A 12,654-nucleotide genomic window follows, 5' to 3' on the forward strand; every position below is an offset into this window, starting at 1 on the left:
GCTCCAGGCCCGGCCGCACGTGGTCGGGGTGGGCACAGTTGACGACGAAGTAGGCCGGGTCGGCAGCGGCGTCCACCAGGTCGATCGCCTCACCCAGGCCGAGACCGCCGGGAAGACGGCCGTCGGTCTCGACCGTGAAGCCGATGGCCACCGGCAGCCCGACCTCGTGCGCGGCCCGCGCCACCCCGATCGCCTCGTGCACGTCGGTGAGGGTGAGGGCCGTGGCGCGGTCGGCGCCGGCTGTCGCGAACGCCGTCAGCTGCGGCAGGTGGTAGTCGGTCGCCTCGGCGATCTCCATCTGCTCACCCGGCACGTAGCCGTCGCCGCGCGGGCCGAGGACGCCACCCACCAGCACTGCGGGGACGTCGAGCGCCCACGACGCCGCCAGCTCCTGCAGGAAGCGCACGGCCACCTGGCTTACGTCGGTCACCGCTGACTCGTCGTAGCCGAGTGCTCGGAGCCAGTCGGGGTTGGCGCGCCAGGTGGGCGTCTCGAGCAGCAGCGGTCGACCCGCCGCGACGGCGACGTCCGCATATCCACGGAAGTAGTCGGTCAGCGCGGCGCGGCCCGCCTCGTGCTCCAGCAGCGGGAACGCGGCAAAGGCCGGGAGGTCGAAGCCTCGGTGGTAGATCAGGTCGGTCTCGAGCCCGCCGTCAGTCACCCATCCGTCCGCAGGCCCCATGGCGTCTCCTCGCTCACCTCCGACGGTAGCGCAGATCCACCGGTTGGCGACCGGCCGTGAGTCCTCTTCTCTCGAACTTCGTCACGGGTCGCTCCGACCAGCGCTCGACCGCACCACCCTCGAGGAGCGGCTCGGCATCGAGCACCTCGACGATCTGCTCGGCGTACTCCGCCCAGTCGGTCGCGAGCCGCCACAGCGCTCCGGGGGCGAGCCGCGAGGACAGCAGCGCGGCGTACTCCGGCTTCACCAGGCGCCGCTTGTGGTGACGTGCCTTGTGCCACGGGTCGGGGAAGAACGTCCACAGCTCAGCGAGGCTGCCAGGCGCCAGGAGGTGCTCGGCGCACCAGACGGCGTCGACCGAGCAGAGCCGCACGTTGTCGACCCCCACCTCGGCCAGGCGCGCCAAGGTGTCCGCGACACCGGGGCGCCAGACCTCGAGGGCGAGCACGTTGTGATCCGGGCGCGCCGCCGCCAGCGCAGCGGTCGCCTCTCCGATGCCCGAGCCGATCTCGACGATCAGGGGCGCCGGGCGAGCGAAGTGGTCCTCGAACGAGAACCCGGGGACGTCGACGGCCTCGTCGGGGATCACCCACGCCTCGTGGTGGGCCTCCCACGCTGCTTCCTGTCGAGGGGTGAACCGGCTGCCGCGCCGCGAGTAGGTGAGGACCTCGCGCACCCGCCGACCGTTGTCGGTCAGTTTGAGGTGCGGGCGGGCCGGTGGCGAACGATCGATGTCGGAGCTCCCCACGCTCAGTACCCGGTGGTCGTGGCCGTCGTGACGACGAGCCCGAAGAAGACCACGGCGACGACGACGCCGAGGATCAGCAGCGCGGTGGAGACGATCCCCAGGATCCAGCCGATGGTGACCTGCTGGAGCCCGCCGATCTGACCGTTGGAGGCCTGGATCTCCTTGCGTGCCTTGCCGCCCATCACCCAGGCGAAGGGGCCGGCAAGCTGGCAGAGCACGAGGGCGAGGATCCCGACCACGAGGATCGTCGTGGCCTGCGGGTGGTCCCGGGGCGGCTGGTAGCCGCCGTACTGCGGGGCACCGTAGGGGTTCTGGGGAGGCTGCTCAGTCATGGGCGAGATCCTCTCACCCTCGAGGGGCCCCGCACACGTCCGCACACAGCACGAGGCCCCACACCCAAGATCTGGGTGCGGGGCCTCGTGGATGAATCAGATGATCACTTGGTGATCTTGACGACCCGGCCGGCGCCGACGGTGCGGCCACCCTCACGGATCGCGAAACGCAGGCCCTCGTCCATGGCGATGGGCTGGATCAGCTCCACCGACATCTCCGTGTTGTCGCCGGGCATGACCATCTCGGTGCCCTCGGGGAGGGTCACGACGCCGGTCACGTCCGTCGTACGGAAGTAGAACTGCGGGCGGTAGTTGTTGAAGAACGGCGTGTGACGGCCGCCCTCGTCCTTCGAGAGGATGTAGACGGACGCCTCGAAGTTGGTGTGCGGGGTCGTGGTGCCCGGCTTGATGACGACCATGCCGCGCTCGATGTCCTCGCGCTTGGTGCCACGGAGCAGCAGCCCGACGTTCTCGCCGGCCTGACCCTCGTCGAGCAGCTTGCGGAACATCTCGACACCGGTGACGGTCGACTTCTGGGCGGTCTCGCGGATGCCGATGATCTCGACCTCCTCGTTGACCTTGACGATGCCGCGCTCGATGCGACCGGTGATGACCGTGCCGCGACCGGTGATCGTGAAGACGTCCTCGACAGGCATGAGGAACGGCTTGTCGGTCTCACGCTCGGGAGTCGGGATCGCCTCGTCGACGGCGTCCATGAGCTCCATGATCGAGTTGCCCCACTTCTCGTCGCCCTGGAGCGCCGGGAAAGCAGCCACGCGAACGACCGGAATGTCGTCGCCCGGGAACTCGTACTCGCTGAGGAGCTCGCGCACCTCCATCTCGACGAGCTCGATGAGCTCCTCGTCGTCGACCATGTCGCACTTGTTGAGCGCGACCACGATCGAGGGAACGCCGACCTGGCGGGCGAGGAGCACGTGCTCCTTCGTCTGCGGCATCGGGCCGTCGGTCGCGGCAACCACCAGGATCGCGCCGTCCATCTGCGCGGCACCGGTGATCATGTTCTTGATGTAGTCGGCGTGACCGGGGCAGTCGACGTGCGCGTAGTGACGGTTCTCGGTCTGGTACTCGACGTGAGCGATCGAGATCGTGATGCCGCGCTGACGCTCCTCGGGAGCCTTGTCGATCTCGTCGAAGGCCGAGGCCTCGTTGAGGTCGGGGTGCTTGTCGTGCAACACCTTGGTGATCGCCGCGGTCAAGGTCGTCTTGCCGTGGTCGATGTGACCAATCGTTCCGATGTTGACGTGCGGCTTGGTCCGCTCGAACTTCGCCTTAGCCACGGGGGCTCCTCCTGGTTGTTTGGTACTTGACTCGTACTGGGTGGGATGGTGCGCCGAGGGTCCTCGGCGAGTTGAACCGGGTGGGTTACTCGCCCCGGACCTTCTTGATGATCTCGTCGGCGACGTTCGTGGGAACCTCGGCGTACGAGTCGAACTCCATCGAGTACGAAGCCTGGCCAGAGGTCTTGGACCTCAGGTCGCCAACGTACCCGAACATCTCGGACAGCGGCACAAGGGCGTTGACGACCATGTCGCCGTGACGCTCCTCCTGTGCCGTGATCTGGCCCCGTCGGCTGTTGATGTCGCCGATGACCGTGCCGAGGAAGCTGTCCGGCGTGGTCACCTCCACGGCGAACATCGGCTCGAGCAGGACCGGCTTTGCCATGCGGGCGGCCTCCTTGAAGGCCTGGTTGCCCGCGATCTTGAAGGCCAGCTCGGAGGAGTCGACGTCGTGGTAGGCGCCGTCCTGGAGCGTGAACTTCACGTCGACCATCGGGTAGCCGGCGAGGACACCGAACTCCATGGCCTCCTGGCCACCCTGGTCGACCGAGGGGATGTACTCCTTCGGCACGCGACCACCGGAGGTCGCGTTGACGAACTCGTAGCCGGCGCCGACGCCGGTCTCCGGGTCGATGTTGGGGCCGAGGTCGATGACGACCTTGGCGAACTGACCCGAACCACCGGTCTGCTTCTTGTGCGTGTAGGAGTGCTTGGTGACCTCCTTGCGCAGCGTCTCGCGGTAGGCCACCTGCGGCTTGCCGACGGTCGCCTCGACGCGGAACTCGCGCTTCATGCGGTCGACGAGGATCTCGAGGTGCAGCTCGCCCATGCCGGCGATGATCGTCTGACCGGTCTCTTCGTCGGCCTTGACGGTGAACGTCGGGTCCTCGTCGGAGAGCCGCTGGATGGCGGTTCCGAGCTTCTCCTGGTCGCTCTTCGTCTTCGGCTCGATGGCGACCTCGATCACCGGGGCCGGGAAGGTCATCGACTCCAGGATCACCTGGTTGTTCGGGTCCGAGAGCGTGTGACCGGTCTTGGTGTCCTTGAGACCCATGACGGCCACGATCTGACCGGCACCGACCGAGGCGATCTCCTCACGCTTGTTGGCGTGCATCTGGTAGACCTTGCCGATTCGCTCCTTGCGGCCGTTGACCGAGTTGACCACGGTCGAGCCGGCGTCGAGCTTGCCGGAGTAGACGCGGACGTAGATCAGCTTGCCGAGGTGCGGGTCGGTGGCGATCTTGTAGGCCAGACCGGAGAAGGGCTCGTCGTCCGAGGGCAGACGGCGGATCTCCTCGTTCTCGTCCTTGACCGAGTGGCCGACGATCGCGTCGACGTCGAGGGGCGAGGGGAGGTACTTGACGACCGCGTCGAGCAGGGGCTGGACGCCCTTGTTCTTGAAGGCGGTGCCGCAGAGGACGGGGTTGAGCTTGTCGGCCAGCGTGGCGCGACGGATGGCGGCCTCGATCTCCTCGACGGAGAACTCGGCCTCCTCGAGGAACTTCTCCATGATCTGGTCGTCGGCGTCGCTGAGGGTCTCGAGAAGCTTCTCGCGGTACTCGGCGGCCTGCTCGGCCATCTCGGCCGGGATCTCCTCGATCTCGTAGTCCTCGCCGATCGCGGTCTCGCCGCGCCACACCAGGGCGCGCATGCCGACGAGGTCGACGACTCCGAGGAAGTCGCCCTCGGCGCCGATCGGGAGCTGGAGGACCAGCGGGGTGGAGTTGAGGCGGTCGACCATCATGTCGACGCAGCGGAAGAAGTCGGCACCGGTGCGGTCGAGCTTGTTGACGAAGCACATGCGCGGCACGGAGTACTTGTTGGCCTGGCGCCAGACCGTCATGGTCTGCGGCTCGACGCCGGCGACACCGTCGAAGACAGCGACGGCGCCGTCGAGGACGCGCAGCGAGCGCTCGACCTCGGCGGTGAAGTCGACGTGCCCGGGGGTGTCGATGATGTTGATCTGGTGGTCCTTCCACCAGCAGGTCGTCGCGGCCGACGTGATCGTGATGCCGCGCTCCTGCTCCTGCTCCATCCAGTCCATGGTCGCAGCGCCGTCGTGGACCTCACCGATCTTGTAGCTGATCCCGGTGTAGAAGAGGATCCGCTCGGTGGTGGTGGTCTTGCCGGCGTCGATGTGCGCCATGATCCCGATGTTGCGAACGACGTTCAGGTCGGTGGTGATGTTGACAGCCACGTGAGTCAGCGTTCCTTAGGAGGTTGAAGAAAGGGCGGTGTGGGGCGCGAGGCCCCTGGACCCCGGCCGCGGGTGAGCACCAGTGGTGATCACCCACAGCCGGAGGAACGTCACCAGCGGTAGTGGGCGAAAGCCTTGTTCGACTCGGCCATCTTGTGCGTGTCCTCGCGCTTCTTCACCGCGGCACCGAGGCCGTTGGAGGCGTCGAGGATCTCGTTCATGAGGCGCTCGTGCATCGTCTTCTCACGGCGGTCGGCGGCGTAGCCCACGAGCCAGCGCAGCGCGAGCGTGGTGCCGCGCGTGCCCTTGACCTCGATCGGGACCTGGTAGGTCGCGCCACCGACGCGGCGGGACTTGACCTCGATGGCCGGCTTGACGTTCTCCAGCGCACGCTTGAGCGTCACGACGGGGTCGGTCTGGTTCTTCTCGCGGCAACCCTCGAGCGCGGTGTAGACGATGCGCTGGGCAACCTGCTTCTTGCCGTCCTGGAGCACCTTGGAGACGAGCTGGGAGACCAGCTGCGAACCGTAGACGGGGTCGATGTCGATCGGCCGCTTGGGGGCCGGACCCTTACGGGGCATTAGCTCTTCTCCTTCTTGGCGCCGTAGCGGCTGCGTGCCTGCTTGCGGTTCTTGACACCCTGGGTGTCGAGCGAGCCGCGAATGATCTTGTAACGGACACCGGGGAGGTCCTTCACCCGGCCGCCGCGGACGAGCACGATGGAGTGCTCCTGGAGGTTGTGACCGACACCCGGGATGTAAGCGGTGACCTCGACGCCACTCGACAGGCGCACGCGGGCGACCTTGCGGAGAGCGGAGTTCGGCTTCTTCGGGGTGGTGGTGTACACGCGGGTGCAGACACCGCGACGCTGGGGCGAACCCTTGAGGGCAGGCGTCTTGCTCTTGGACACCTTGTCCTGACGGCCCTTGCGGACCAACTGCTGAATGGTGGGCACCTGGTGGTTCCCTTTCGTGTTGCTCTCAGTGCCCGACGACCTGCCGGGCACGCATGTAGCTCTCGTGCTCTGTGCCTTGCTGCGGCGTGATCCCGACTGCGGGCACGCGTCAGTGCCTAGGAGACCCAGGCACGAGGACCGAGGCTACCGGCCGCCCGACACTGGAGCAAAATCGCGCCTCCGGGCCTCGGCACGCGCTCGGCGAGCCTCCCACACCACGACGTGATGATGCCCGGTGCGCACGTAGATCGCGGCTGCCACGACGACGCCCAGCACGGTCACCAGACCGCCCACAATCAGGGTCCAGCGAGCTCCGTAGACCTCGCCCACCCAGCCGATCAGCGGCGAGCCGAGCGGCGTACCGCCCATGAAGACCATCAGGTAGAGCGCCATGACCCGTCCGCGCATGCCGGGATCGGTGTTCATCTGCATGAAGGTGTTGGCGCCCGTGATCATGGTCAGCGCCGCCAGCCCGAGCAGGGGGGCCAGCAGGGCGAAGGTGAGGTACGACGGCGCGAGTCCGGCGATCACCTCGATCACGCCGAAGGCGACCGCGGCTCCGACGACCAGTCGGTGGCGCACCCGCACCCGTCCGGCCGCGATGAGGGAGCCCGCCAGCGACCCCACCGCCATGAAGGTGCCGAGCAGGCCGTACTCGGTGGGGCCCTTGTCGAACACCTCGGTGGCCATCAGGGCCGAGGTCATCTGGAAGTTGAGGCCGAAGGTTCCGGTGAAGAACACCACGGCCAGGATCAGCAGCAGGTCAGGGCGGCTGCGCACGTAGGAGACGCCGGCGAGGATCTGGCCGGGTCCGCGTGGCACCAGGTCGGCCACCCGCAGCCGAGCGCCGTCGAGCCGGGCAAGGGTGATGATCGGGGCCGCATAGCTCAGGCCGTTGGCCAGGATGACCCAGCCGGTCGCCGTGACGCCGCCACCGAGGAGCGCGATCGAGAGGCCCGCGACAGCCGGCCCCACGATGCGGGCGACGTTGAAGCTCGCCGAGTTGAGACCCACCGCGTTGCTGAGGTCGGCCGGCTCGACCATCTCGGAGACGAACGACTGACGGGCCGGGGCGTCGAAGGCCGCCGAGATGCCGAGCACGAAGGCGAGCACGTAGACGTGCCAGACCTCCACGGCACCGGTGACGGCGAGGGCCCCCAGCACCAGGGCGGGAGCCGCCATGCCGACGTTGGTGATCTGGAGCAGGCGCCGCTTGGGGATGCGGTCGGCGATGACGCCGGCGAACGGCGACAGCAGCAGGATCGGGAGGAACTGCAGGCCGGTCGTGATGCCGATCGCCGCGGCCGAGTTGGCCGTCAGCAGCAGCACCAACCAGTCCTGGGCGACGCGCTGCATCCAGGTGCCGATGTTCGACACCAGGTTGCCGCCGGCGTACAGGCGGTAGTTGGCGTTGTGCAGGGAACGGAACGTCGGACTCAAGACCACCCCACGACGTTCTTCGTCTCCTCCGCTTCGCTGTACCCCACGCCGTTGTGACCTCCCCCGCTGCGCTCCTCCGGAGCACAACGCCGCGAGGCCCCCCAGCGGCTCCCCCGGCGAACAACGTCGCGAGGACCCCGGTCTGGTGGTTGCGCTGGTCTTGTCGGCAAGAAATTCATGCGGTGCTCAGCTTCTCCAGGATCGGGGCCGCCGCTCGCAGGACGGCGCGTTCGTCGGGGGTCAGGTCGCCCAGCCGCAGGGCCAGCCACTCGTCGCGGCGGCGCCGGTCGGCCAGGAGCGTGTCGCGGCCGTGGTCGGTCAGGCTCACCACGACCTGGCGTCGGTCGGTGTCGTGCGGACGGCGGGTGACGTGGCCGCCGTCCTCGAGGCAGGCGACCGTGCGCGTCATGCTCGGTGGCCGCACGCGCTCGTGCGCCGCCAGCTCGCCCGGGGTGAGGTCGCCGTTGCGGTGGAGCGAGCCGAGCACGGCCATCGCGTTCATGCTCAGCTCGTTGTCGGGGTGACGCTCCCCCGCGAGCCGGCGCCGCAGGCGCATGACGGAGAACCGGAGCTCGGAGGCGAGTCCGGCGTCGGTTCGGGCGGCGCGGGCGACGGTGGGCATCACCTGTACAAGTCGTTACCTCTGCTAACTATTCCCGCCGGGCTCGGCGCCGTCCGGGCTCGAGCGCAGGAGCCCGGATAGCCTGGGGTCGTGGACTTCAGCGACGAGCAACCTGCGGAGCACGAGTTCCGCAACAAGACCTACGTGATCGCAGACGTCGAGCCGCTCGACGTCGACGGGGTGCGCACGGTCGAGGTGGGCACCGCGATCTTCTTCATCGCCTTCCTCGCGCTGCTCCCCTTCTACGGACGCCTCAGCGACGACGGTCGTTCCTGGTGGCTGTGGACCTGCCTGGCCGGGGTCGGCCTCGGTCTGCTCGGTCTCGAGTACTGCCGTCGCCGCCGCCGCGTGCGGCTGGCGCAGCAGGAGGAGAAAGCCGCGTGAGCGAGCAGGTCACCCCTCCGACCACCCGCTGGGCCGCCGCCGGTGAGCGCAACGCCGGCTACGGGGAGAAGTTCGCGGCCCTCGTCGCCGAGGGCGCCGACGTCGACGGTGAGGCCCGGCTGGCCGACGTGCTCGTGGGTCGTGGCGCGCGGATCCTCGACGTCGGCTCGGGCATGGGACGGGTCTCGTCGGCCCTGGCCGCGCGCGGCCATGACGTCCTCGCCGTCGAGCCCGACCCGCCGCTGGTCGCCCAGTCGCGGGCGACGTATCCCGACCTGAGCGTGGTCGAGGCGGACGCGGTGATGCTGACACCGGAGCGGCTCGCCGCCGGCGGCCACCCCACGTCGTACGACCTGGTGGTCTGCGTCGGCAACGTGATGATCCTGCTCGCCGAGGGCACCGAGCGTCAGGTGCTGACCCGGCTCGCGACGTTGCTCGCGCCGGGCGGGCGGATCCTGGTGGGCTTCCACGTCGCCGGGGGCGGACCGGACTTCGCCCGGCACTACTCCCCCGCCGAGTTCACCGCTGACGTCGAGGCGAGCGGCCTACAGGTCGACCTGCACGCCGGGTCCTACGAGCTGCACCCGCCCACCGACGAGTACGCCGTCTGGGTGCTGTCGGCTCCCGGCCGACCGGCGCAGCGAGACCAGGGCTGAGCCAGCCGTGGACCTCCGGCAGGGATGGGACCGGTTCCGGTCCAGGCAGTGGCAGATCGCGCAGTGCGCCGTGGCAGCGGGCATCGCCTGGTTCATAGCCCGCGACCTGCTGGGCCACGAGACGCCCGTCTTCGCCCCGGTCGCGGCGGTCGTGAGCCTCGGGACCTCCTACGCCCAGCGCCTGCGTCGCGTGGTGGAGGTGACCGCCGGCGTGGCGATCGGCGTCTTCCTCGGCGACCTGCTCGTCGGCCAGGTGGGATCGGGAGCCTGGCAGATCGCCCTGATCGTGGCACTGGCGATGTCGGCCGCGGTGCTGATGGACGCCGGCGCGCTGTTCATCAACCAGGCAGCCGTGCAGTCGATCTTCGTGGTGGCCCTCGTCGTCCCGGGCGCCGGCGCCTCGTTCCTCCGCTGGACCGACGCCCTGATCGGCGGCCTGGTCGCGCTTGTAGCGGCGACCGTGGTGCCGGCTGCCCCGCTCCGTCGTCCTCGTGAGCAGGTCGCGGTCGTCCTCGACACCGTGGCGCAGCTGGTGCGCGGGGGCGCGCAGGTGCTCGAGGACCACGACCCCGAGCGCGGGCTCGACCTGCTCGCCGACGCCCGCAGCACCGACAGCCTCATCCGCCAGCTGCGGATGGCCGCCGACGAGGGCATGGCCGTGGTCGCGTCGTCGCCGTTCCGTGTGCGCCACAAGCCGGGCATCCGCCGGATGGCCGAGCTGGTCGACCCTCTTGACCGAGCCCTGCGCAGCACCCGCGTGCTGGTGCGCCAGGTGGCGGTCGCGACCTACCACCGCAGACCGGTGCCGCCGTCCTACCTCAGCCTGCTGCGCGACCTGGCCGACGCCGTGGACCTGGTGATCACCGAGCTGCGCGAGGACCGGATGGCGGTCGGCGCGCGACCTGCCCTCCTCGCCGTCGGCGAGGCCAGCGGGCTGGTGGAGCGCTCGGAGGAGATGACGGCCGAGGTGGTGCTCGCCCAGCTGCGCTCGGTGGTCGTCGACCTGCTGATGATCAGCGGCCTCGAGCAGCTCGAGGCCACCGACGCACTGCCGCCCCCGCCGCGCTGACCCCATCGGGGTCGGGGCGAGGGGTCAGAGAGCGTCGAGGGTGAGCGTGTCGACCACGTGGTCGGGCAGCGGGATCGGCTCGTGCTTCTTGGCCAGGCGCACCTCGGAGTGCGCGCCGCAGCCGTGCTGGAAGGCCACGACCCGGCCGTCGTCGTTGGCGTCACCGTTGGCGCACACGCCGAAGGTCTGGGCGAGCGGGCCGGCCAGGCGCATCAGGAAGCCGCAGGTCGAGCACGGGTCGGGTGAGCCCTGGGCCAGGGGCGAGTCGGGCCCGCCGAGGCCGTCGTACCAGCGCTCGGCGGCCGCGTCGCGGCCCTCGGGCGAGAGGGTGCGCACGCGTCCGAGACCGAGGTCCTTGGCGACCTCGCGGATCTGAGCCTTGTCGTCGGCGTCGAGCGGGTCGTCACCGAAGGCGTAGGTGGGGACCAGGCGCGGGTCGTCGTCGTCGACCGGCAGCAGGTCGCCGGGCGAGAGGTCGCCGGGCTTGATGCGCTCGCGGTAGGGCACCCACGCCGGGGCCACGATCGCCTCGTCGCCGGGCAGCAGCACGACCTCGCCGATCGTGACCTTCTTCTGACGCGAGGCGCGCGCCACGATGACCGACCAGCGCCAGCCGACGTAGCCGGGCATGGTGGCGGCGAAGAAGTGGGTGACGACGCGCTCACCCTCGCTCTCGACGCCGAGGTGGTCACCGACCTGGGCCGGGTCGACCTCCTCCAGCAGGGCTGCACGAGCCAGGTCGACGGCGGCCGCCGCGACCGAGTCGGGCTGCTCGCGGCGCTCGAGGGGCTTGAGGGGAGTGCTCACAGGCGACAGCATGGCTCATCGCCGAAGCGATGTCAGGTCCGGGGCGGGTCTGACAGGTGAATGATGGGGCCACCGGGCAGGATGGGACCCATGACGTCCGGCCGCTCCGACCACCGCCCCTCGCCGGGGTCGGACGGCGCTCACGAGCCCCCGCACGAGCCCCCTTACGACCCCCCGCACGAGCCCCCTTACGACCCCCCGTACGAGCCCCCGTACGACCCTCCGTCGGGGGCTCCGCACGGGCCCCCGGCCGGTCCGCGGGCCGACCCGCCGTACGGCCCACCGACCGACTCACCGGCCGACCTACCGGCCGACCTACCGGGCTCCGTGGGCGCCTCGACTCCGGGCGATCGTGCGCGCGCGGTCGGCCAGGGGCTCGGGACCGGCCTGGGCACCGGGGCCAAGGCGACCGCACGTGGCGTCAAGGCCACCGCGAAGGTCACCGGACGGGTCACCGGGCAGGTCAGTCGGGCCGCGGTGCGCAACGCCCAGAAGGCAGCGACCGCCCAGGGCGCGGAGGACTCCGGGCTCCACCGCCTGATCTACCTGCACGCCACCAACGCAGCCGGCGACGCGACCGTCGCGATCTCGCTGGCGACGACGGTGTTCTTCGCGGGGGCGACCAGCGACGCGCGCGGCCAGGTGGCCCTGTTCCTCGGCCTCACGATGCTGCCGTTCGCCATCGTCGCGCCGCTGATCGGACCGTTCCTCGACCGCTTCAGCCACGGCCGCCGCTGGGCGATCGGGGCGACCTTCGCCCTGCGCGCGTTCCTCTGCTGGGTGCTGGCCGGAGCGGTCGCGATCGACTCCCCCCTGCTCTATCCCGCCGCGCTCGGCGTGCTCGTCTCGTCCAAGGCGTACGGCGTCACTCGAGCGGCCGCGATCCCGCGCCTGCTCCCGGAGAACCTCACCCTGGTGAAGGCCAACGGGCGGGTCTCGCTGTCCGGCGTGGTCGGCGGCGCGATCGCGGCACCGTTGGCGGGTGGCACGGCCTACTTCGGCGCGGAGTGGTCGCTGCGGCTGGCCTTCCTCATCTTCGTCACCGGCACCGTCGCCGCGATCCTGCTGCCCGCCAAGGTCGACTCCAGCGAGGGCGAGCAGCAGGTGAGCCTGCGCACCGACCCGGACGCCGGCGCGCGGCGCGGCACCAACATCCCTCCCGCGGTGGCCTTCGCCCTGCGCGCCAACTGCGGCCCGCGCTGGCTCTCGGGCTTCCTGACGATGTACATGGCCTTCCTGCTGCGCGACCAGCCCCTCGCGGGCTGGGAGGGCAAGGAGGCGTTGCTGCTCGGCATCGTGATCGGCGGCGCCGGGCTGGGCAACACGATCGGGATCTTCCTCGCCTCGGTGCTGAAGAAGATCAACCCCGCGGCGACCGTCGTCGCGGCACTGCTCGCCGATGCGGCGATGGTGGCGATGGGTGCGCTCTTCTACGGAGTCCTGGCCCTGGCCGGGCTGGGACTG

The 12,654-nt window shown here is 69.8% G+C and carries 14 protein-coding genes; 4 read left to right on the forward strand and 10 right to left on the reverse strand.

Annotated elements, in window-relative coordinates; translation table 11 throughout:
- The 9 genes from VOI19_RS04200 to VOI19_RS04240 all read right to left on the reverse strand — a co-directional run.
- The coding region (locus VOI19_RS04200) for a homocysteine S-methyltransferase family protein (protein WP_323791701.1) at positions 1-682 on the reverse strand (682 nt) is incomplete at its 3' end.
- Positions 683-695: 13 nt separating this feature from the next.
- A complete protein-coding gene (gene trmB / locus VOI19_RS04205; RefSeq protein ID WP_323791702.1) occupies positions 696-1,358 on the reverse strand; it encodes a tRNA (guanosine(46)-N7)-methyltransferase TrmB in 663 nt (220 codons plus the stop codon).
- A gap of 74 nt (positions 1,359-1,432) precedes the next feature.
- On the reverse strand, positions 1,433-1,762 hold the full coding sequence (locus VOI19_RS04210) for a DUF4190 domain-containing protein (protein ID WP_323791703.1): 330 nt from the start codon (positions 1,760-1,762) through the stop codon (positions 1,433-1,435).
- 104 nt (positions 1,763-1,866) lie between these two features.
- On the reverse strand, positions 1,867-3,060 hold the full coding sequence (tuf, locus tag VOI19_RS04215; RefSeq protein WP_323791704.1) for an elongation factor Tu: 1,194 nt from the start codon (positions 3,058-3,060) through the stop codon (positions 1,867-1,869).
- A gap of 85 nt (positions 3,061-3,145) precedes the next feature.
- Complete coding sequence (gene fusA / locus VOI19_RS04220; RefSeq protein ID WP_323791705.1) at positions 3,146-5,257, reverse strand: elongation factor G; 2,112 nt, start codon at positions 5,255-5,257, stop codon at positions 3,146-3,148.
- A gap of 110 nt (positions 5,258-5,367) precedes the next feature.
- Positions 5,368-5,838 carry a 30S ribosomal protein S7 gene (gene rpsG, locus VOI19_RS04225; RefSeq protein WP_323791706.1) on the reverse strand — a complete coding sequence of 157 codons (471 nt, stop codon included), beginning with the start codon at positions 5,836-5,838 and terminating at the stop codon, positions 5,368-5,370.
- Positions 5,838-6,212, reverse strand: a complete 375-nt coding sequence (rpsL, locus tag VOI19_RS04230; protein WP_179503044.1) for a 30S ribosomal protein S12 — start codon at positions 6,210-6,212, stop codon at positions 5,838-5,840. The genes rpsG and rpsL overlap by 1 nt, the downstream gene beginning before the upstream one ends.
- 144 nt (positions 6,213-6,356) lie before the next feature.
- The gene (locus VOI19_RS04235) at positions 6,357-7,658 is read right to left on the reverse strand and encodes an MFS transporter (RefSeq protein ID WP_323791707.1); all 1,302 of its coding nucleotides are present in this window, start codon (positions 7,656-7,658) and stop codon (positions 6,357-6,359) included.
- 169 nt (positions 7,659-7,827) lie between these two features.
- Positions 7,828-8,274, reverse strand: a complete 447-nt coding sequence (locus tag VOI19_RS04240; RefSeq protein ID WP_323791708.1) for a MarR family transcriptional regulator — start codon at positions 8,272-8,274, stop codon at positions 7,828-7,830.
- Positions 8,275-8,364: 90 nt separating this feature from the next.
- On the opposite strand from VOI19_RS04240, the gene VOI19_RS04245 reads away from it, so the two are divergent.
- Genes VOI19_RS04245 through VOI19_RS04255 form a run of 3 tightly spaced genes read left to right on the forward strand, consistent with a single transcriptional unit; the run spans position 8,365 to position 10,383 of the window.
- Complete coding sequence (locus VOI19_RS04245) at positions 8,365-8,658, forward strand: DUF2530 domain-containing protein (protein ID WP_323791709.1); 294 nt, start codon at positions 8,365-8,367, stop codon at positions 8,656-8,658.
- Positions 8,655-9,314 (forward strand): class I SAM-dependent methyltransferase, encoded by a 660-nt coding sequence (locus VOI19_RS04250; RefSeq protein WP_323791710.1) that lies wholly within the window; start codon positions 8,655-8,657, stop codon positions 9,312-9,314. The genes VOI19_RS04245 and VOI19_RS04250 overlap by 4 nt, the downstream gene beginning before the upstream one ends.
- A 7-nt stretch (positions 9,315-9,321) precedes the next feature.
- Complete coding sequence (locus tag VOI19_RS04255; RefSeq protein ID WP_323791711.1) at positions 9,322-10,383, forward strand: FUSC family protein; 1,062 nt, start codon at positions 9,322-9,324, stop codon at positions 10,381-10,383.
- A gap of 24 nt (positions 10,384-10,407) precedes the next feature.
- Here the strand turns inward: VOI19_RS04255 and VOI19_RS04260 are convergent, their stop codons facing one another.
- Positions 10,408-11,190, reverse strand: a complete 783-nt coding sequence (locus VOI19_RS04260) for a DUF3027 domain-containing protein (protein ID WP_323791712.1) — start codon at positions 11,188-11,190, stop codon at positions 10,408-10,410.
- Positions 11,191-11,280: 90 nt separating this feature from the next.
- Between VOI19_RS04260 and VOI19_RS04265 the strand changes: the two genes are divergently transcribed.
- A partial coding sequence (locus VOI19_RS04265) for an MFS transporter (protein ID WP_323791713.1) occupies positions 11,281-12,654 on the forward strand: 1,374 nt, incomplete at its 3' end.

The organism is Nocardioides sp. (genome assembly GCF_034670285.1).
Classification (GTDB): domain Bacteria; phylum Actinomycetota; class Actinomycetes; order Propionibacteriales; family Nocardioidaceae; genus Nocardioides.

Coding starts and splice junctions, on each gene's coding strand:
- VOI19_RS04210 (WP_323791703.1), bottom strand. CDS start 1,762: ATGACTGAGCAGCCTCCCCAGAACCCCTACGGTGCCCCGCAGTACGGC.
- rpsG (WP_323791706.1), bottom strand. CDS start 5,838: ATGCCCCGTAAGGGTCCGGCCCCCAAGCGGCCGATCGACATCGACCCC.
- VOI19_RS04240 (WP_323791708.1), bottom strand. CDS start 8,274: ATGCCCACCGTCGCCCGCGCCGCCCGAACCGACGCCGGACTCGCCTCC.